Genomic DNA, 18811 nt, shown 5'->3' on the forward strand with positions numbered 1-18811 from the left:
CCCTCCGGTGCGCCCGCTAGCCGAGGGTGAGCAGCACGGATTCCACTGCGGCGACGAGCTTCTGGGCCGTCTCGACCTCGAACGGCCCCCGCAGCTCGATGGCCAGGCGATCCTGGAAAGTCGACAGAATCCAGGTGCCGGGCGGGCTGATCGGCGCGTCCGGATCGAACGCGGGCTCGTTCATCATGCTGCGGAAGTCCTCGAACTCGAGCTGTGCTGGGGCTCGCAGCGGCGGCACCACGCCCCAGTTGGTGGAGACCACGCCGATGGGTCGCTCCTCCTCGGGCATCTGGAGGAGCTGTGCTACCGCCGCACGCATTGTGTCGAAGAACGACAGGCCTGCCTGATGGATCTCCTTGCTGTCCAACCCTTTTCGCAGTTCCTCGGTGACGGCCCGCGCGACCATGGCGATATCCTCGAGATCACCGGATGGCACGAACCCCGCGAACCCCAGTGGATCGGTGGCTGCCGGGTTCGGCACCACCGGCGAAACCCTGTTACGCAGATTCACCGCATAGGTGTACTTGATCCGCTCCGGAGCCACACCCCTGAGCTCGGACTCCACCCGCAGAATCGCGGCCGAAACCACACCATTGAGCGTGGTCTCGTGCCGCCGCGCGTACGCCAGGAGCGCGGCGGTGGCATCGGCCTCCAACCGGAACCGCGCGGCGGCGGGCGTGAAAATCCGCTCCGCGCGGGAAGCGGGCGGCATACCGGGCACCTCGGCCGTCGCCCCGTCCTCGACTGCCGGTTCGACCGGTTCGGCCAGTTCAACCGGTTCGGCCGGTTCGGCCGGTTCGGCCGGTTCGGCCGGTTCGGCCGGTTCGGCCGGTTCGGCCGGTTCGGCCGGTTCGGCCGGTTCGGCCGGAATATCGTTGTCCGCCTTGATAATTCCCCGATCGGCGAGCACCTTCTCCAGCGATTCCGGATAGTCCCACACGATGGTGTCTACCGGCTCGCCACCCACCGTGTCCGTGTAGAGCGACCACAGGTCCGCCAGCAGCGCAAACGAGTGATAACCATCCGCGATGCTGTGATGGGTGAACAGCGTGACCGCCGCACGCTCCCCGTCAACCGCCACATGCAAGCCCGACAACGCGCGATGCTGCTCCGCACACACACCGGAAACCCCCGCATCGATATCCCCCACACTCACCACCACTCCCGGCAGCGGCCCGGGCCGAGCCACGATCACGTGCCCGGCACCCTCAGGCTCCAGCACCGCAGCCAGCACCGGATACCGTCGCCGCAATAGCGCGAATGCCTCTGCCAGCGCAGCGATATCCACCGCGCCTCGCACACGCACGCGGTAGCCGATGTAGGCGCCCGCCATGGCGAAGACCTGCTCGCTAGGGGCAAGGGAACGGATACGACCAGCAGACACACAGGCTCCTCATGGAGTTGGAACAGCGGAACGACCCCCGCTCCACTATTCCGCGCTCCGTACGTGCCTCACCACTCCCAGTGACATATCCAATCTCACTTGACAGTCGGCTCGCGCGAATCCTCCACAGCCGCAACCCCATCCCGGGCGCACTGCTTCGCCATCGCCCATCTCCAAGGCTCGGGCATATCCAGCAAGCCGATTAGTCGAACATTTGTTCGATCCTGAGTTAAGCTGTCCGGGTGACCATACATTCGACCGCGCTGGTGCCGGAGGCTCCCGCGCGAGGATGGCCGGAACTGGCCGATGTCGATTTGCTGCGCACCCTAGTCGAAACCGAACGCCGCCGAAGGCGACTGGACGCCGCCATGCGCGCAGCCGTAGCCGAAGCCGACCGCCGCGGCCTAGCCGCAGGCACCGGCTACCGAGACACCGTAGAACTATTGACCGACCTGCTACGGATCACCACCCACGAAGCGCGCCGCCGAATCGAATACGCCGCTCCCCAGCCCCGCACGCGTTCCAGAAAGGTGTGGAGGGTCCTGGCGGCAGCAAGCTGACGCCGCATCTGCCCGCGCGCGCGTGCCCCCGGGGTGGCGGAAGATCAACCGGCCGTGGCGATCCTTGGTCGGCAGAACGTCCGCAACTGCCGAGGTCCGGATTACCGGCCTATTCATGCACTAACCTCTGTTGCCGGTCAGTTTTCTGACTGTTCATGGGTCTAAGTGCATGTTCAGGCCGGACGCGATCGCTGCTGTGCCTTCCGAACGCGACATCCTGCCGATGCCCGCTCGCTCCCGCTTGTTTGGAGCCGGTCCCAGAGACAAGGGCGAACCCATGGCACGCTCGCAACATGGATGACCTGATCGCATTCGATCACGAGCAGATGATTCAGCTAGATTCCGGCACATACCACTGGGTCAGCCTGAAGACGTTCCGGATTACTGCCGATCGGCCCGACAAAGAGCTGCTCGCCGCGCTGATCCGCCACCCGCAATACCGCGACAACTATGCCGGCAGTGGTCCCGACGACCAAAGCTCGCCCAGCCTGCACGGGCCCTACCTGCTCGACCGCATTTCCGCTGACAGCTTCAACCACCTCAGCCCACGAACCGCCCAAACCTTGCTACAGCAGTGGGCCGACCGGGCCAGCGGGACCGTATCTGCTGCCGTTCAAGACGAATTGAACCGGTGGGTGTACCCAGCACTGAAAGATAGCGCCGTGTTAGAACTTCCCAGTCTGCGCCCAGATGCCGAACATGACTGGGGTTGGGTTGTCGGAGCTGTCAATGGCTTTCACGAGCTTGTCGCCATCGACCGACCCAGCCGCGTCATGACACTTGTCGTTGCCTCGGACGACTGACGCCCCAGCTCGTCTCCAATATCCGCACATGCCGCTGACCGCGCTGACTGAACCGGTCAGCGCGGGCTAGCCGATCCGAGGTCGACAGACCATCCGCTCTTGCCGCGACCCACGCGTTCAGCCGGGAAGGTCGGCCACCGCGAACGAGGGCAGGGCAGGAGGAGGCACTGGGGTGTGGGTCGGACACCGGACAGTCAGCGATGTCGAGCTCTACACCGCCCGCGCGGGCAATCCCGCCGATCCGCCGCTGTTGGTGATCCACGGCGGGCCTGACTGGGATCACACCTACCTGCGCACACCCTTGGACCGGCTCGCCGACTCGAAACATCTTCTGCTGCCGTACCTTCGAGGCTGCGGCCGATCCGCCCGCGACCTGCCAGCCGAGTCCTACCGTCCCGACGCGGTGGTCGCCGACCTCCTCGCGATCCTGGACGATCTCGGCATCGGGGCTACGGACGTACTGGGCTTCTCCTACGGTGGGCTGCTGGCTCAGCGGCTCGCTGTCACCGCCCCGGGTTGCGTCCGCCGCCTGATCATCGCCTCCAGCAGCATCCTTCCGATCCCGCCGGACAGTTACCGCGATTGGCCAGAGCGAAATGCGCTGGCAGCGGCGGAAACTGCGGTGTGGTCCGATCCAGCGATCGCCGGACCCGAGCGGACCCGAGCAGCGGCGCTAGCTGGTGCCCGAGCCAACATCTGGCGTGCTGAAGCGTTGCCCGAACTTTTCGAACGACTACACGCGGTGTGGTTTTCCGCCGAGTGGGACCGGGCGCGCCGGTCCGGGCTCCTTCCATCGGCCAGACTCGAGGATCCGGTGCGGTCGCTGGCCCGCACCGAGATCCCGATCCTGTTGCTGCACGGCCGCAACGACATGATCTTCCCCTACCGCGACACCGTAGAACTATTGACCGACCTGCTACGGATCACCACCCACGAAGCGCGCCGCCGAATCGAATACGCCGCTCCCCAGCCCCGCACGCGTTCCAGAAAGGTGTGGAGGGTCCTGGCGGCAGCAAGCTGACGCCGGAAGATCAACCAGCCGTGTGAAATAGTGCGCAACTTCGCGCAGGCCGGGCTATCGGTCGGCGCGTGAGAAGAGCCCTGGTGAACCGACTGCCTGCGGCAAAGGCGTGGGAGCCGCTTGCCTGATGGGCCTTCTCGGCAGCCGGACGATTCGCTCGAAGAGGGTGAGATACGCGTCGATCATCCGATCCGCGGTGAATCGTGTTTCCACGTCGTCCCGGCATGAGCGACGGTCGAGCGCGCCGATCTCGGCCACCGCTGCGACGGCGGCCGCGACATCGGTGACGAGATAGCCCGTCGAGCCGTCACGGATGATCTCCGACATCGATCCCAAAGGCGTTGCGATGACCGGTGTTCCGGTCGCCAGGGATTCGACGACAGATAGCCCGAACGGCTCGGCGAAAGCGATGAGATGCAGCAGGGCGCGGGCGCCGCCGAGCAATTCATCACGCTGTGCCGGACCCACCGGACCGACATAGCTCACCGCCGCGCCGCCGAGGTGCGGCTCGACCTCGGCGCGGAAGTATTCCTGATCTTGAATCACGCCGGCGATGATCAGCGGCAGCCCGGCGAGCCGCGCCACCTCGATCGCCAGGTGCGTACCCTTTTCCGGATGAATTCTGCCGAGAAAGAGCAGATATTCGCCGTGCCCGGGACGAAAAGTGAACTCCTCGAGGTCGATTCCATGATGAATTGTTGCGGCATAGGGAAGATCCGGGTGGCGATTCGCGTCACTGATCGCCACATAGTGCGCGATATCGCTGAATGCCCGATACACCGGAACGATCTTCGGCGAGGAGAAGCCGTGAACGGTGGTGACCATCGGAGTCGAAACCAGACGGCTGTAGGTCAGCGGCATGAAGTCGAAGTGGTTGGCAAGCACGTCGAAATCGCCCGCATGCTCGAACACTGTCGAATTGTGCAGCGCCTCATCAACTTTCGCGTCCGAATCCGCATTCTCCTCATACCCCGAGGCGACGGGACCCGCTAACCGCGCCGACGTTTCGGAGTCGGCCGTCGCGAACAGTGTCACCTCATGGCCACGCGCGACGAATCCCTCGGCCAGGGTCGAAGCGATTTGCTCCCACGGTCCATAGTTTTTCGGTGGCGTCCGGTGAGCGACCGACGCGATAACGCCGATTTTCATAGGCCCTCGATTACTTGCGAATTTGCCGCGAGAATCGTCGAATGACGGAGCGGACTGATGACATGACCGTACCACGGCCCGCATCCTGCGACCTGGGTGTTAAGATCAACTCCTAGTGGTCGATCTGCCCGTGTCATTGTCCGGAGCGGATTCTCAAGCGCTCGAGCGCAGCACCTCAGCCAATTGAGTGGCTACAGACAGCGACAGCGTCGCCGCTGACTAGAAACAGGAAGGCTGACCCTGTGTCAGTTCGGTCCTATGGAGTTCTGAGCACTTACCCGCCAACGCAGTGCGGCCTGGCAACCTTCACCGAGGCACTGGTCGCCGCACTCACGAAGACTGGCGAAAATGACCATGCACCTGGAGATTTCGGCTTCGAACCGGCCGAACCGGTGCAGGCTGTGGGCGTCGTCGCCATCGTCGACACGCCCGAGCCGACTCCACCACCCGAGGTGACCCACCAGTGGGCGCGCAGCGCACGCGGAGGCGCAGCGGCCGCGGCGGCCGCACTCAACCGGTACAGCATCGCGATCATTCAGCACGAGTATGGAATCTTCAGCGGTCGCGATGGCATGGATGTCCTCGAAACCGTTCGTGCCCTTCGTGTTCCGGCGATCGTAGTACTACACACGGTACTGGTCACTCCGACCTCACGGCAGCGCGCGATTCTCGAAGAGCTGGCGCATACCTGTGTCGCCGTTGTCACGATGACCAAAACAGCGCGCCAGCGCCTGATCGATCACTACGCGGTGGATCACACGAAGATCCGGGTTATTCCGCACGGCGCCGCCGACAATCGCGCCGGGCAGCACAGTGACCAGCACCAGCCGATCACCCGGTCGCCGGTAATCCTGACCTGGGGACTGCTCGGCGAGGGCAAGGGCATCGAATGGGGTATCGACGCAATGGCCCAGATCGCCGACTTGCGCCCGGCGGCGCGGTATCGGGTGGTCGGGCAGACTCATCCCAGGGTGCTGGAGCGATTCGGCGAGTCCTATCGCACCGGCCTCATCGACCGCGCCGAACGGCACGGTGTCGGCAATGCCGTGCATTTCGACGATCGTTACCTCTCGCGCGCCGAGTTGTACCGGCTGATCCGGCAGGCCGACGTTGTTCTGCTGCCCTATGATTCGCGCGAACAAGTGACTTCCGGCGTGCTGATCGAGGCCGTCGCGGCGGGCAAACCGGTGATCTCGACGGCCTTCCCGCATGCGCGGGAGCTGCTGTCGTCCGGTGCCGGCCTGCTGGTGGAGCGAGAGTCCGCCGCCGCCATCGCCTCCGCGCTGCGCCGCGTCTTCACCGAGCCCGGACTCGCGGCACAAATGGGAGCCGAGGCGAATCGCATTGCACCCGAATTACTTTGGTCCTCGGTCAGCAGAAAGTACCACGAGCTTGCCGCCGCAGCGTTGCACACCGATTCGAAGTTGGCCATCGCATGAACACCATCGCCATCTCCTACGACCACCTATTCCGCCTCAGCGACGACTGCGGCATCTTCGAGCATGCGAAGCTCACCGAGCCCCGGATCGAGAACGGTTACTGCGTCGATGATGTCGCGCGCGCCCTGGTCGTCGCGGTCCGTGAGCCCGAGCCCGACGAACAACTACTCGCCCTCACCCAGGTGTATCTGAAATTCCTCGTCGACGCGCTCACCGAGGACGGCCGGTTCCACAATCGTCGCGACGTCGACCTGAGCTGGCGGGACGAACCGAGCCTCGACGATCATTGGGGCCGCGGCCTGTGGGGACTCGGTTCGGTGGTCGCACATCGGCCCGATCTGGCGGAGGCCGCATTGGCGCACTTCACCATCGGCGCGCGGCGACGGTCGCCGTGGCCGCGCGCGATGGCCTTCGCGGCCCTCGGTGCGGCCGAAGTGCTGCGCGCCGTGCCCGGAAACCAGTGCGCCCGTGAGCTACTGGCCAGCGCCAGCGCGCTGATCGGCGCACCTACTCGCACACTGGATTGGCGCTGGCCGCAACCGCGCCTCGAGTACGCCAACGCGGTGCTGGCCGAGGCAATTCTGGTGGCCGGCGAGGCGCTCGGCGAGGGACGCACCCACGCCGACGGACTCGTGATGCTGCGCTGGCTGCTCGAGGTGGAGACCTCGGGCGACCATCTTTCGGTGACGCCGGTGGACGGCTGGTCCGCGGGCGAACCGCGGCCCGGCTTCGATCAACAGCCCATCGAGGTCGCGACGCTGGCGGACGCTTGCGCGCGCGCCTACGACCACACTGGCCACCAGAAGTGGAAGGATGCGGTGCTGCTCTGCGAAGCCTGGTTCCGTGGCGTGAACGACAGCGGCACCTCGCTGATCGACTCGAACAGCGGCGGCTGTTGCGACGGCCTGGAGCCCACCGGTCGAAATGAGAACCAGGGCGCCGAATCGACACTCGCGCTGATCTCCACGCTGCAGCAGGTCCGCCGTTTGCAACGGTCACCGTGATGACCGGCCCCGCGGTGCCGAGCCCGACCGAGCTCGCCCGTCGGGGCGCCCATGTGCTCTATCCGGACGCACGCCGGGCCTTGGCCAGATTGTTTCTACCCGGCCAAGAGATTCTCGGACAAGGCATTTCGCGCGCCGATGCCATCATCGCCCGGGTGCTCGGCCTCACCGATGAACAGGTACTGGCCACCTCGGCCGACGTGCTGAGCCGGTTCGGAGACCGGCACCGCGATATCGGTGCGACCTTCGCCGCGAACTATGCGCACGTCGAGCATCGGATCCCGGTGTCCGCGACGCTCACACTCGAACGCCGACAGCTCATCGGTGCCTGCTTCACCCAGGAGTACACGGTCGAGGCCGCCGCCCTGTTCAATCCGTCCATCGTCGCGCATCCCGATCAATCCGGTTCGGCCCCAGGCGAACTGCGTTTCGTCATGAGCCTGCGGGCCCTGGGCGAGGGACATCTCTCCAGCATCGAGTTCCGGACCGGCGTCATCGGACCGGGCGAGTCGATCCGCTTGGACGAGCAGACCCGCTTCATCGAAACCGGTCAGATCTCATCGGCCACCCTCGATGACTACACCGTCGAATTCGCGGCCGATCATTCGCTCTCGGAGCGAGTGATCTTTCCATCGCACGCCGATGAGAGCCACGGTATCGAGGACGCGCGATTCACCCGGTTCCACGCGGCAGACGGTTCGGTGACCCACTACGCCACCTACACCGCTTTCGACGGCGCGCGTATCACGCCAAGGCTGTTGCACACCGACGACTTCCGCACCTTCGGCAGCACCCGGCTGACCGGATCCGGGGCCACAGACAAAGGGATGGCGCTATTTCCGCGCCAGGTCGCCGGCCGCTACCTGATGCTCTCCCGATGGGACCGGGAGAGCATCAGCGTGGTCGGTTCACCGGATCTGCGCGTGTGGGCCGACCCGGTCACCATCTATCGGCCGAGTCAGCCGTGGGAGCTGATCCAGCTCGGCAATTGCGGTGCACCAATTGAAACCACCGCGGGCTGGCTGGTGCTGACCCACGGCGTCGGACCGATGCGCACCTACGGCATCGGCGCGATCCTGCTCGATCTCGACGATCCGACCCGGGTCATCGGCACATTACAACAGCCGCTGCTCACCCCGACCGACACCGAACGCGACGGCTACGTCCCCAATGTCGTGTACTCCTGCGGCGCACTCGTGCATCGAGACACCCTCGTGCTGCCCTACGGCCGCAGCGACTCGGCAGTCGGATTCGCGTTCGTCGCGGTACCGGAACTAGTGCGGACCCTCTTGGCAGCCGGGCCCCACTCCCACAACTCCTGAGCCTCCGGCGGAGCGAAACCCCGAGGTACCAGCCATTTCCGAGTGCCCCCGCTGGGGTTCGAACCCAGACTTGATGGATTTTAAGTCCACTGCCTCTGCCAATTGGGCTACGGGGGCGTCTGGGTCAGAGTACCGAGCCGTACGGTCGTGCTGGAATCACCCAGGAGATGAATTCGGGACCGCGGCTCATATGCGACAGATATACGAGACGCGGGCCCCGGGTGGGTGGTTAGTGGACGCCTTCCATGAGGCGGCTTACGCGGGGGGCGATCAGCCAGACGATGATGCCTACGACGATGGTGATCGTGCCGGTGATGCCGAAGTAGGCGAGTTCGTGGGAGGGGTTGTAGAACTTGGAGAGGACGCCGGACATCGAGGTGCCCAGGCCTACCGAGAAGAAGTAGAGGGCCATCATTTGGGCTCGGAAGGCGTTGGGGGCGAGCTTCGTTGTGACGGCTAGGCCGATGGGGGAAAGAAGGAGTTCGGAGATGGCGAAGGCGCCCAGGACTATGAAGACGAAGAGGATGGGGACTGTTTTGCCTTCGGAGCCCGAGAAGAGGGCGAAGAGGAAGAAGGCGGCGCCCATGCCCATGACGCCGTAGGCGAATTTGTGGGGAGTGCTGGGGGCGCGGTTGCCCAGGCGGGTCCACATGACCGCGAAGAGTGGGGACAGGGCGATGATCCAGACCGGTTCCATGGAGCCGATCCAGTTGGAGGGGGCGGTCCAGCCGAAGACATTCCAGTTGATGCGTTCGTCGGAGTAGACGGCCAGCACGGTGAACATCTGCTGGAACAGCGACCAGAAGACGGCGTTCGCGATGAAGAGCGGGATGAACGCGCGGACTCGGGTGCGCTCGAGGGGAGTCACCTTGGCATTGGTCAGCATGATCGCGAAGTAGGCGATCGAGGCGACGACAATGACGCCGGTGGTGACGTCGGGGAGGTTCGACAAGGTCAGCAGCTTGGTGGCCCCGGCAATGGCGGCCACTGCCAGGAACGCCACGATGGCGGCGATCGCCTTGGGAACCTCGGTGCGCGGCAGCGGGTTCGGGACATCGCGGCCATGGCCGCCGAGATTGCGGCGGAAGACCACGTACTGGGTCAGGCCCAGCGCCATGCCGATGGCAGCCGCGCCGAAGCCGTAGTGGAAGCCCACATGGTCCTGCAGCAGGCCGGTGATGAGCGGCCCGGCGAAGGCACCCAGATTGATGCCGAGATAGAAGAGGGTGAAGCCGCCGTCGGCGCGGGCATCGCCCTTCGCGTACAAGGTGCCCAGCAGCGAGGACGCATTGGCTTTCAGCGCACCGGAACCCAGCGCCACGAACACCAGGCCGACGCCGACGCCGGTCAGTCCGGGCAGGACGGCCAGGGCGATATGGCCCGCCATGACGACCACACCGCCGTAGAAGACGGTGCGCTCCATGCCCAGGATGCGGTCGGCGATCCAGCCGCCGAGCACCGTGGAGAGATAAACCAGACCGCCGTACGCGCCGACGATGCCGGTGGCGGTGGACTTCTCCAGCGCCAGGCCGCCGTCGGTGGTCGAGTAGTACAGGTAGTAGCCGAGGATCGTGAGCATGCCGTAGAACGAGAACCGTTCCCACAGCTCGACGCCGAACAGATTCGCGAGGCCGATCGGATGCCCGAACAGGGTGCGTTCGGAATCCGGTTTCGCATGCTTTCCGGCTGCGCTGGGTGCTACTCCTGACATAAACCCAGACCCTCCCATATCGGGCTATCTGACAGCAACCTCAGGTGTTGACACGCGTCACAAATGTTTCGCAAAAGCACTGGTGGAAAGTCCGCTTAATGCGGACCCCAGTTTGCCGGAAGGTCGCCTGAATCAGGCGATGGACAGCGCGATTCCATCCAGAATGTCGTGCTCGCTCACGATCAACTCGGTGATTCCGGCCCGGCGCGCCAGCTCATCGGCCAGCACCTCGGCGATCACGCCGCCGCCACCGATCACATCCACCCGGCCCGGATGCATGGGACCCAACGCGGCCCGCTCATCGTGATTCATGCCGATCAGACGATCGCACACCGCCCGCACCTCGGACAGCGGCAGGCGGGTCAGATGCACCTTCTCCGAATCGTATTCGGGCAGATCCAGGGCGACCGCGGCCAAGGTCGTCATGGTCCCGGCGACACCCACCCAGGTGTGCGCCCGCTCCACCGGCACCACGCCGAACGCCTGCGCCAGCCGCTCCGAGGCGAAGAACCGCGCCGAGGCGACCTCCTCGCGGGTGGGCGGATTGCCGTGCAGGCAGCGCTCGGTAATGCGCACGCAGCCGATATCGGCCGAATACGCGGACTGCACGCCATTGCTGTCGCCGAGCACCACCTCGGTGGACCCGCCGCCCAGGTCGACGACCACGAAAGGCCCCTCGGCGCTGGACAATTCACCGACCGCACCGGCGAAGGACAGCCGCGCCTCCTCATCACCGGTGATCACCTCGGCCTGCGCGCCGGGCACGGCACGGCCCAGCTCGAGCGCGGTCATGGTGAAGAAGTCCTCGCGATTGCTCGCATCGCGGGTGGCGGAGGTGGCGGTCATGCGCACCCGGGTGACCTCGTGCACGAGCATGAGATCCACATAGTCGTGCAGCGCGACGCGGGTGCGCTCGATCGCCTCCGGATTGAGCGAACCGGTCGCGTCCACACCCTGTCCGAGGCGGACGATGCGCATTTCGCGATGCACATCGGTGAGATGCGCCGACCCCGCCTCATCACGGACGACATCGGCGATCAATAGTCGGATGGAGTTGGTGCCGCAATCGACGGCGGCAATCCGCTCGCTCATACTGTGTCCTTCTTAGGCATGATCGGAGGCCCTACGTGGTGACGCAAGCTGCCGCCTCCGGGCCTGATCCGATCATGCCCGGTCCTCCGAGCTCACCTGGTACTGCTCATACTTCGGCCAATCCGCGGGAATCGCGGTGCCGCGCAGCCCATTATCGGCCGCGGCCGCGACAGCCTCGTCCCCCAGCGGATTCACGCCCGGACCCTTGGCCAGCGAGTGTGCGATCAGCACGTGCAGGCACTTGACCCGGTCTGGCATGCCGCCGCCCGCGAAATCGGTGCCCAGGTCCTCGATGGCATTGCGTTCGGCCAGGTAGCCCTCGTAGGCGGCCCGATAGCCTGCCGCCAATTCGGTGTCGCGGGTGAGGCGTTCGGTCATTTCCCGCATCATGCCCGTGGTCTCCAACCGGCTCGCCTCGGCGGTGAGCCGGGGGTCGGTCAGGTAGAACAACGTCGGGAAGGGGGTGCCGTCCGGGAGCTTGGGGGCGGTCTTCACGACCGCTGGCAAGCCGTCCGGGGTGCGGTAGGCGATGGCCAGCACGCCGCGTGGGGAACGGCCCAGTTGCTTACCTACGATCTCGAGATCCTGCTCGCTGGGCTGGCTCTCGGGTGCGGTGGTCACCTGGGTTTTCCTTCCTGGGTCGGTGCTGGGTCGGCCAGCGGGGTTTGCGGCGAGGAAATGCTGCGCCACAGGTCGGTGTACCAGGGGTCCGGTTCCCGAGCCTTGGTCGGTTGGGCGGGCACGGCGGGCTGTTCCATGCCGGGCACCTGCACGATGTAGGGAGTCTCGCCGGGCATCACCAGCCGCAGCCGGTCGCGCGCCTCGGTCTTGATGTAGAACGGGTCCTGTTGCTGCGCACGACGATCGCGCAGGCTCGCCACGTCCTGTTCCAGCTGAATCCGCTGAGCCGCCAGTTCATGGGCATCGGCGCGCTGGGTGAAATACGTGCGGAGCGGGACGGCCAGCGTCAACGCCAGGCCGCACAGCACGGCGGCCAGCAGAACCGCACGCCCCGTGGACATTCCGAGAATCTTCCGATCATGCCGATCGGATTTCGCCCCGGACCTGGATTTCGCGGCCGCGCGGCGCTTGACCGCGCGTTCCCCGGCAGCGGTACGGGCGGTACCTTCCGGCACCGCCCGCTTACCGCCGGTGCGTGATTTGGCGGACCGCGACGGTCGCCGGTCACCACGTCCTGCCGGACTGGTACCTCGTGCCCGTCGCTCCGTCATCTCACACCTCGAAATCGTCCCAACTCGCGGGAAGTTCAGGGGCGGCGCCCCTGAAACCCCTTACGAGTTACCGATTATTCAGCCTTCGAACGCGAAACGCGGGAAGGCGACATCTCCCGCGTAGCGTGCCGAGTCACCGAGGGCATCCTCGATGCGCAGCAGCTGGTTGTACTTGGCGACCCGCTCGGAGCGAGCCGGAGCGCCGGTCTTGATCTGGCCGGAGCCGACGGCCACGGCCAGGTCGGCGATGGTGGTGTCCTCGGTCTCGCCGGACCGGTGGCTCATCATCGTCTTGTAGCCATTGCGGTGGGCCAGGTCCACGGCGTCCAGGGTCTCGGTCAGGGTGCCGATCTGGTTGACCTTCACCAGGAGCGCGTTGGCCGCGCCCTTGGCGATGCCCTCTTCCAGACGCTCCGGGTTGGTGACGAACAGGTCGTCGCCGACCAGCTGCACCTTGTCGCCGATCTCGTCGGTCAGGGCGACCCAGCCGTCCCAGTCATCCTCGGACAGCGGGTCCTCGATGGAGACGATCGGGTACTGGCCCAGCAGTTCGGCGTAGAACGCGCTCATCTCGGCGGCCGAGCGGATCTGACCCTCGAACTTGTAACCCTGTCCGGCGGTGTAGAACTCGGTGGCGGCCACGTCGAGAGCCAGCGCGATGTCCGTGCCCAGCTTGTATCCGGCCTTCTCGATGGCCGAGGAGATCAGGTCCAGCGCGGCCTTGGTGCCCGCGACGTCCGGCGCGAAACCGCCCTCGTCACCCAGACCGGTGGCCAGGCCCTGAGCCTTCAGCACCGACTTGAGGGTGTGGTAGACCTCGGTGCCCCAGCGCAGCGCCTCCTTGAAGGTGGGCGCGCCGATCGGGGCGATCATGAATTCCTGGACATCGACGCTGGTGTCGGCGTGCGCGCCACCATTGAGGATGTTCATCATCGGCACCGGCAGCACGTGGGCGTTCGGGCCGCCGACATAGCGGAACAGCTCCAGGCCCGAGGACTCGGCGGCCGCGCGGGCCACGGCGAGCGAAACACCCAGCAGCGCATTCGCGCCCAGGCGGGACTTGTCCGGGGTGCCGTCCAGATCCAGCAGGGTCTGGTCGACGGTGCGCTGCTCGACGGCATCCAGGCCGATCACGGCCGGCGCGATCTCGTCGAGGACGCCCTCGACGGCCTTGCGCACACCCTTGCCCTGGTAGCGGTCGCCGCCGTCACGCAGCTCGACGGCCTCGTGCTCACCGGTGGACGCGCCGGAGGGCACGGCCGCGCGAGTGAGGGTGCCGTCGTCGAGAGCGATCTCGACCTCGACAGTGGGGTTGCCACGCGAATCCAGAATCTCGCGAGCTCCGACCTGTTCGATGATGGCCACGAAACGACACTCCTTCGGCTGCTTAACACGGCAGGTCGCACGGCATGCCCGTGCTGCCAGCGAGCCTAACAGGACCGTCAGCCTCGCCTGCCGACGCTGTAGGCGGCGGCGCGGTCACGCACGGTTTTCATATAGACGGCGGACTGGTTGTAGGTGAGCAGGGCCTTCTCCCAGCCGGGGGCACCCGTCAGGTCGCCGCCGCTGACACAGAGATAGCGCGCGGCCGTCAATGACGCATCGTCGATATTGTCCGGATCGGCGATCCCATCACCATTCGCGTCGACTCCGTAGCGCTGCCACGTCTCCGCAATGAACTGAAACGGCCCCATGGCACGGTCGTACACCGAATCCCCATCCAGCTTCCCACCATCGGTGTCCTTGACCAGAGCCACGCCGGGCGACCCATCCAGGGCGAGGCCACGAATCGGCGGACTCACCTTCCCGTCATCGCCGACGCTCGCACCGTGGTGCGTGCCATGCCGACTCTCGACGCTCGCGATCCCCGCGATAGTGGTCCACGCGATCCCACAGTCCGGCCGCGATCGCGCCATGACCGCCGCCGCATACCCATACGCCTCGAGCGCAGTCCGCGAAATGCCCGTACTGTCCTGTTCCTTCGCCCACCCGCTGAGCTGAACAGCGCTGCGCCCGGCCGCATCCAGGTCGATCGGCGGCAACGGCGCACCCACCCCCGGCGGCACCCCCTCCGGAATCGGCGTGAGATCGGTTGTCCCGCAACCCGTCAGCAGCACCAGAGCAGCCACCGAGCCGAGCAGACCGGCGCGAGACAGAGCGGCACGAGCGCCAGCCTTCATGGGGTACACCCCTCTCATCATCCAGATTCATCGGGCCACCAACCAGGACCGTGAACGTCCGCACGCACGAGTCGCCCCGATCGATGCGATTCGGTTACCCTCCCCGCTAGCCTTTGATACCTCTCAGCTATTTCTGCGACACACCATTAGGTAAGCCTTGCCATATTTACCTGAGCCTTATAGCCTCACTCGCCGAGTGCAAAAATCCTGCCCTACCTCCAACGCCTGGAAGGTACACCCCTGGTGAAAAGCGTTCTCTCCGAACGTAAGACGCTTCACCCATCAGAACTCGAACGACGCGACTGGCCGGAGGACGCGGGACATGCGATTCGCGCGCTCGCTGCTGAGATCGCAATCACAGTCGGACCCGATCCGGCGATAGCCACCACCCTCGCCGACCCGGTCCTGCTGCGTCACATCGACGACCGATTCCGCGAACTGCCCGCCGCCGTGCACGAGGCCATGCGCGCGCCCGCCACCGAGGCGGGAGTGACAGTCATCGGACGGCTACCGCTGAGCGACGAGGAACTCGGCATCACACCGGTCGACTGGCGCGAGGCCGCCGCCTGGGCCGGAGACGCGGGGCGCTGCGCCAAATCGTTCGAGCTCGATATCGCCATGCTGCTGCTCGCCCGCTGTGCGGGAGAACCATTCGGCTGGCAGGGGCAGCAGGCGGGGCGGCTGGTGAACAACATCGTGCCGACCCCGGGACATGAGTTGGAGCAGTCGGGAGCCAGCAGCAAGGCCCTGCTCAGCCCGCACACCGAGGACGCCTTCAGCCCGCTGCGCGCCAATCTGCTCATGCTGGGCTGCCTGCGCAATCCGGACCGGGTCGGGACCACGGTTTCCTCGGTGCGGCGCGTGAAACTCGATGGGGCGCAACGAGAACGGCTCGAACAGGCGCGGCTGCCGATCCTGCCGGACGTCTCCTACGGCACCGACTTCCCCACCGTGCCCGCTCCCCCGGTCGCCACGCTCGGCACCGACGAGGGGCGGCTCACCCTGCGATTCGATCCGGCGTACACGCCACTCCAGGACGCCGACCCCGAATTCCAGGCCTCCTACGAGCATTTGAGCACGGAGCTCGAAAGGGTGTGCATCACCGCCGCTTTGACCCCGGGAGAACTTCTCCTGGTGGACAATGACGTTGTGGTGCACGGACGGGTGCCGTTCACCCCCCGATACGACGGCACCGACCGCTGGCTCAAGCGGGTGAATATCCGGCTGCCCCAGCGTCGTCGCGACGCGTCCGAGGCCGCCGAGGATGGCTACGGCCAGCGCACGGTCACGCCGTTCCGCCCCATCATCGAAGGTAACCACACGTGAATTCCCGACCTACTCCGCTGCGGGTACTCAGCCGCAGCGACCTAGCGGACGTCCCGATCAGCCCGGCCGAGGTGGTGCGTGCCGTGGAGGACGCGTACCTCGCCTTCGCGGCCGGAGATTCGGATAATCCGCGAAAGCTCAGCGTCGCCCATCCGGATGGGTGGTCGGTGGCCTACGCCATGCTCGGCCGCGACGGCCGTCGTCGGGTGGTGGCCATGAAGACCTCCTACAAGTTCGATCCGCACCATGATCGAAGCAACAAAAGGTATTTCACGACGATCACCCTGTACGACGACACGACCGGCATGCCCATCGCCATGATGGACTGCGCCCGGGTCGGCGCGCTGCGCACACCGGCGGTGTCCGCGCTGCTGGTGCGGGAGACCGCGCGGCCCGGGGCGCGCAGCGTGCTGCTGATCGGCACCGGAACCCAGGGCCGGAATGCGTTGCCGCACTTGCTCGCCGCCAATCCGCACCTGAATCGGCTGATGCTCTACGGCACCCACCCGGAGGGGCTGGAGGCCGTGTATCAGGGTCTGCTGCAACACCATCCGCAGGCCGAATTGGAGATCGTCAGCGATCCGATCGAGGCCGCCCGCACCGCGGACGTCATTCTCGCCACCGCCGGGCCCGGCACCCGGGTCGCCATCGAGGCCAAGGACTTACAGCCGGGAGCGACGGTCGTGCTGGTCGGCTACGGCCTCGCCCCCTCCACCTTGATCGAGGCGGATCGGGTGATCGCCACCAGCGCCGAGCAAATGGCGCTCACCGGAACCGATATGGCCGGTCCGGACGGCCGACTACGCCGGGTCGACGCGGAGCTACCCCAGATCCTGGAACGCCGCGCCGTCGGCCGAGTCACCGATGACGAACGCATCTTCGTGTACAACAGCGGCCTCGTGCTGACCGATATCGCGGTCGCGCACGCCCTGGCCAATCGCGCCATCTCCGAGGGCCGCGGAACGGAGGTGTCGCTATGGGATTGACCCGCGCCGGGTCCGCCGACGAAGGGAGAGCGCCCTGACGGACACCATGAAGACCCTGACAGTGCCGTCCGAGATCTGCGACATTACGGCCGCGCCGATGCCCGCGCACCGTGCCGAATGGGAAGAGCGCCTGCTGGCGCATCCGAATCTGCTGCGCACCATCGCCGATCGGATCGGCGGACCGTTTCACGTCATGCATCCCGAAACCGTGATCGCGAATATTCGCGCATTCCAGGAAGTATTCGACCGTGCCGGGGTGGTGGGGGCCATCTACTACGGGAAGAAAGCCAATAAAGCCTCCTGCGTGGTGGATGCCTGCGCCGAAGCGGGTGCGGGCGTGGATGTTTCCAGTATCGGCGAGTTCGACGCGGCCCTGGCCGGTGGAATTCGCGGTCGCGCGCTCATGGTCACCGGACCCGCCAAATCCGATGAACTGCTGCGGAAGGCGGCGGGGCACCGTGCGCTGATCGCCGTCGATTCCCCGGATGAACTCGCCCGCCTGATCGACACCGGCATCGCGGCGCGCGTATTACTGCGGGTGCAGCCCGACGAGTCCAATAGCCGATTCGGCATGGACGCCACCGAACTCGACCATGCCATGCAGCTGGTGCGGGCGGAGTCGGTTCGGCTGGAGGGGTTCAGTTTTCACCTCACCGGCTACAAGATCGCGCCGCGCGCCGCGCTGGCCGCGGAACTGCTCGACCGCTGCCATGACGCGTTGCGCCGGGGCCATCCGGTTACCACGATCTCCATCGGCGGCGGCTTCGGAGTGGACTATGTGCCCGCGGCCGCATGGCGGGCGTTCCGCGAGGGCGTGAACCCACGCTGGTTTCACGGCGGCCGGATTCAGAATCACAGCCTCTACTACCCCTACCACTTCCCCAAGCCCGGCCCGGCCATGCTGGAGGCGATTCTCGAGCACGGCGGGCTGGCAAACCGCCTGCGCGACGCGGGAATTCGACTCGCAATCGAGCCCGGGCGGGCCCTGCTGGATCGGGCGGGGAGCACCGTATTCCAGGTGCAGGGCGTGAAAACCCGGACCGCGCTGGGGCATCCGTACCGGATTCTGACCGTGAACGGCACCAGCCTGAGCCTGTCCGAGCAGTGGTTCGACAGCGAATACCTGCCCGATCCGGTGTTGTGGCCGCGCCGCCCCGGGACGATGACACCGACCTGCGTGGGCGGATCCTCCTGCCTCGAAGCCGACATGCTCAGCTGGCGGCGCATCCCGCTTCCCCGCCTCGCCGAAACGGACGACCTGTTGATCTACCCCAATACCGCGGGCTATCAAATGGATAGCAACGAATCCGCTTTCCATCAGCTACCCATTCCGCCGAAGATCGTTTTACAGGGCGGCAACGGACAATTCGGGTGGGCACCCGATACCTGATCCGGAGTAAGCAGACTCCTGGACCGCGGCACGCCGCTTTCTTTCTTCTGCGCTGGCCGTGCAGATGCACGTGCACTATTGTTTTCTTGCCTCAGAAATACCACGATCTGGTAACGGCACGAATCGCTGAGCTGCCACCGGCGATATCCATACCAATGCGCCGGGCACCGATCGGCCGAACCTCACTGAACTCTGAAGGAGCTGACGTTCTC

The 18811-nt window shown here is 65.8% G+C and carries 17 protein-coding genes and 1 tRNA gene; 9 read left to right on the forward strand and 9 right to left on the reverse strand.

What is annotated here, in order from left to right; all coding sequences use genetic code 11:
• Window positions 1–16: 16 nt before the first annotated feature.
• Complete coding sequence (locus AB0N05_RS02045) at window positions 17–1384, reverse strand: hypothetical protein (RefSeq protein ID WP_364686317.1); 1368 nt, start codon at window positions 1382–1384, stop codon at window positions 17–19.
• Window positions 1385–1626: 242 nt separating this feature from the next.
• On the opposite strand from AB0N05_RS02045, the gene AB0N05_RS02050 reads away from it, so the two are divergent.
• From AB0N05_RS02050 to AB0N05_RS02060, 3 genes are all read left to right on the forward strand, one after another.
• Window positions 1627–1944: a DUF222 domain-containing protein gene (locus tag AB0N05_RS02050; RefSeq protein WP_364686320.1), complete on the forward strand. Its 318-nt coding sequence runs from the start codon at window positions 1627–1629 to the stop codon at window positions 1942–1944.
• Window positions 1945–2237: 293 nt separating this feature from the next.
• On the forward strand, window positions 2238–2747 hold the full coding sequence (locus tag AB0N05_RS02055) for a hypothetical protein (protein WP_364686323.1): 510 nt from the start codon (window positions 2238–2240) through the stop codon (window positions 2745–2747).
• A gap of 172 nt (window positions 2748–2919) precedes the next feature.
• Window positions 2920–3768: an alpha/beta hydrolase gene (locus AB0N05_RS02060; RefSeq protein WP_364686326.1), complete on the forward strand. Its 849-nt coding sequence runs from the start codon at window positions 2920–2922 to the stop codon at window positions 3766–3768.
• Between the two features lie 54 nt (window positions 3769–3822).
• Here the strand turns inward: AB0N05_RS02060 and AB0N05_RS02065 are convergent, their stop codons facing one another.
• The gene (locus tag AB0N05_RS02065) at window positions 3823–5001 is read right to left on the reverse strand and encodes a glycosyltransferase family 4 protein (protein ID WP_364686329.1); all 1179 of its coding nucleotides are present in this window, start codon (window positions 4999–5001) and stop codon (window positions 3823–3825) included.
• A 317-nt stretch (window positions 5002–5318) separates the two neighbouring features.
• Here AB0N05_RS02065 and AB0N05_RS02070 point away from each other — a divergent pair, with 317 nt between their 5' ends.
• The 3 genes from AB0N05_RS02070 to AB0N05_RS02080 are packed head-to-tail and all read left to right on the forward strand — an operon-like array spanning window position 5319 to window position 8682.
• Window positions 5319–6356 (forward strand): glycosyltransferase, encoded by a 1038-nt coding sequence (locus AB0N05_RS02070; protein WP_364686332.1) that lies wholly within the window; start codon window positions 5319–5321, stop codon window positions 6354–6356.
• Window positions 6353–7360, forward strand: coding sequence for a glycosyltransferase (locus tag AB0N05_RS02075; protein ID WP_364686335.1), 1008 nt, complete (start codon window positions 6353–6355; stop codon window positions 7358–7360). The genes AB0N05_RS02070 and AB0N05_RS02075 overlap by 4 nt, the downstream gene beginning before the upstream one ends.
• Window positions 7360–8682 carry a glycoside hydrolase family 130 protein gene (locus tag AB0N05_RS02080; RefSeq protein WP_364686338.1) on the forward strand — a complete coding sequence of 441 codons (1323 nt, stop codon included), beginning with the start codon at window positions 7360–7362 and terminating at the stop codon, window positions 8680–8682. The genes AB0N05_RS02075 and AB0N05_RS02080 overlap by 1 nt, the downstream gene beginning before the upstream one ends.
• Window positions 8683–8725: 43 nt before the next feature.
• Here AB0N05_RS02080 and AB0N05_RS02085 read toward each other — a convergent pair.
• The 7 genes from AB0N05_RS02085 to AB0N05_RS02115 form a co-directional block, all read right to left on the reverse strand.
• Window positions 8726–8799, reverse strand: a tRNA-Leu gene (locus AB0N05_RS02085).
• A gap of 112 nt (window positions 8800–8911) precedes the next feature.
• A complete protein-coding gene (locus AB0N05_RS02090) occupies window positions 8912–10393 on the reverse strand; it encodes a peptide MFS transporter (RefSeq protein ID WP_364686341.1) in 1482 nt (493 codons plus the stop codon).
• Between the two features lie 132 nt (window positions 10394–10525).
• On the reverse strand, window positions 10526–11485 hold the full coding sequence (locus tag AB0N05_RS02095; protein WP_364686344.1) for a Ppx/GppA phosphatase family protein: 960 nt from the start codon (window positions 11483–11485) through the stop codon (window positions 10526–10528).
• A 72-nt stretch (window positions 11486–11557) separates the two neighbouring features.
• Window positions 11558–12106 carry a DUF501 domain-containing protein gene (locus tag AB0N05_RS02100; RefSeq protein WP_364686347.1) on the reverse strand — a complete coding sequence of 183 codons (549 nt, stop codon included), beginning with the start codon at window positions 12104–12106 and terminating at the stop codon, window positions 11558–11560.
• On the reverse strand, window positions 12103–12507 hold the full coding sequence (locus tag AB0N05_RS02105) for a septum formation initiator family protein (RefSeq protein WP_364686350.1): 405 nt from the start codon (window positions 12505–12507) through the stop codon (window positions 12103–12105). The genes AB0N05_RS02100 and AB0N05_RS02105 overlap by 4 nt, the downstream gene beginning before the upstream one ends.
• Before the next feature lie 288 nt (window positions 12508–12795).
• Window positions 12796–14082, reverse strand: coding sequence for a phosphopyruvate hydratase (gene eno, locus AB0N05_RS02110; protein ID WP_364686353.1), 1287 nt, complete (start codon window positions 14080–14082; stop codon window positions 12796–12798).
• Between the two features lie 77 nt (window positions 14083–14159).
• Window positions 14160–14897, reverse strand: a complete 738-nt coding sequence (locus AB0N05_RS02115) for a lytic murein transglycosylase (protein ID WP_364686357.1) — start codon at window positions 14895–14897, stop codon at window positions 14160–14162.
• Between the two features lie 243 nt (window positions 14898–15140).
• Here AB0N05_RS02115 and AB0N05_RS02120 point away from each other — a divergent pair, with 243 nt between their 5' ends.
• The 3 genes from AB0N05_RS02120 to AB0N05_RS02130 are packed head-to-tail and all read left to right on the forward strand — an operon-like array spanning window position 15141 to window position 18599.
• The gene (locus tag AB0N05_RS02120) at window positions 15141–16223 is read left to right on the forward strand and encodes a TauD/TfdA family dioxygenase (protein WP_364686360.1); all 1083 of its coding nucleotides are present in this window, start codon (window positions 15141–15143) and stop codon (window positions 16221–16223) included.
• Entirely contained in the window at window positions 16220–17209 is a 990-nt protein-coding gene (locus AB0N05_RS02125; protein WP_364686363.1) for an ornithine cyclodeaminase family protein, read from the forward strand. Before AB0N05_RS02120 ends, AB0N05_RS02125 begins: the two co-directional genes overlap by 4 nt.
• Window positions 17210–17255: 46 nt before the next feature.
• Window positions 17256–18599 (forward strand): Y4yA family PLP-dependent enzyme, encoded by a 1344-nt coding sequence (locus tag AB0N05_RS02130; protein ID WP_364686366.1) that lies wholly within the window; start codon window positions 17256–17258, stop codon window positions 18597–18599.
• Window positions 18600–18811 lie beyond the last annotated feature (212 nt).

This window comes from Nocardia sp. NPDC051030 (assembly GCF_040683015.1).
Classification (GTDB): Bacteria; Actinomycetota; Actinomycetes; order Mycobacteriales; family Mycobacteriaceae; genus Nocardia.

Coding starts and splice junctions, on each gene's coding strand:
- AB0N05_RS02055 (WP_364686323.1), top strand. CDS start 2,238: ATGGATGACCTGATCGCATTCGATCACGAGCAGATGATTCAGCTAGAT.
- AB0N05_RS02065 (WP_364686329.1), bottom strand. CDS start 5,001: ATGCGGGCCGTGGTACGGTCATGTCATCAGTCCGCTCCGTCATTCGAC.
- AB0N05_RS02075 (WP_364686335.1), top strand. CDS start 6,353: ATGAACACCATCGCCATCTCCTACGACCACCTATTCCGCCTCAGCGAC.
- AB0N05_RS02080 (WP_364686338.1), top strand. CDS start 7,360: ATGACCGGCCCCGCGGTGCCGAGCCCGACCGAGCTCGCCCGTCGGGGC.
- AB0N05_RS02090 (WP_364686341.1), bottom strand. CDS start 10,393: ATGTCAGGAGTAGCACCCAGCGCAGCCGGAAAGCATGCGAAACCGGAT.
- AB0N05_RS02095 (WP_364686344.1), bottom strand. CDS start 11,485: ATGAGCGAGCGGATTGCCGCCGTCGATTGCGGCACCAACTCCATCCGA.
- AB0N05_RS02105 (WP_364686350.1), bottom strand. CDS start 12,507: ATGTCCACGGGGCGTGCGGTTCTGCTGGCCGCCGTGCTGTGCGGCCTG.
- AB0N05_RS02115 (WP_364686357.1), bottom strand. CDS start 14,897: ATGAAGGCTGGCGCTCGTGCCGCTCTGTCTCGCGCCGGTCTGCTCGGC.
- AB0N05_RS02130 (WP_364686366.1), top strand. CDS start 17,256: ATGAAGACCCTGACAGTGCCGTCCGAGATCTGCGACATTACGGCCGCG.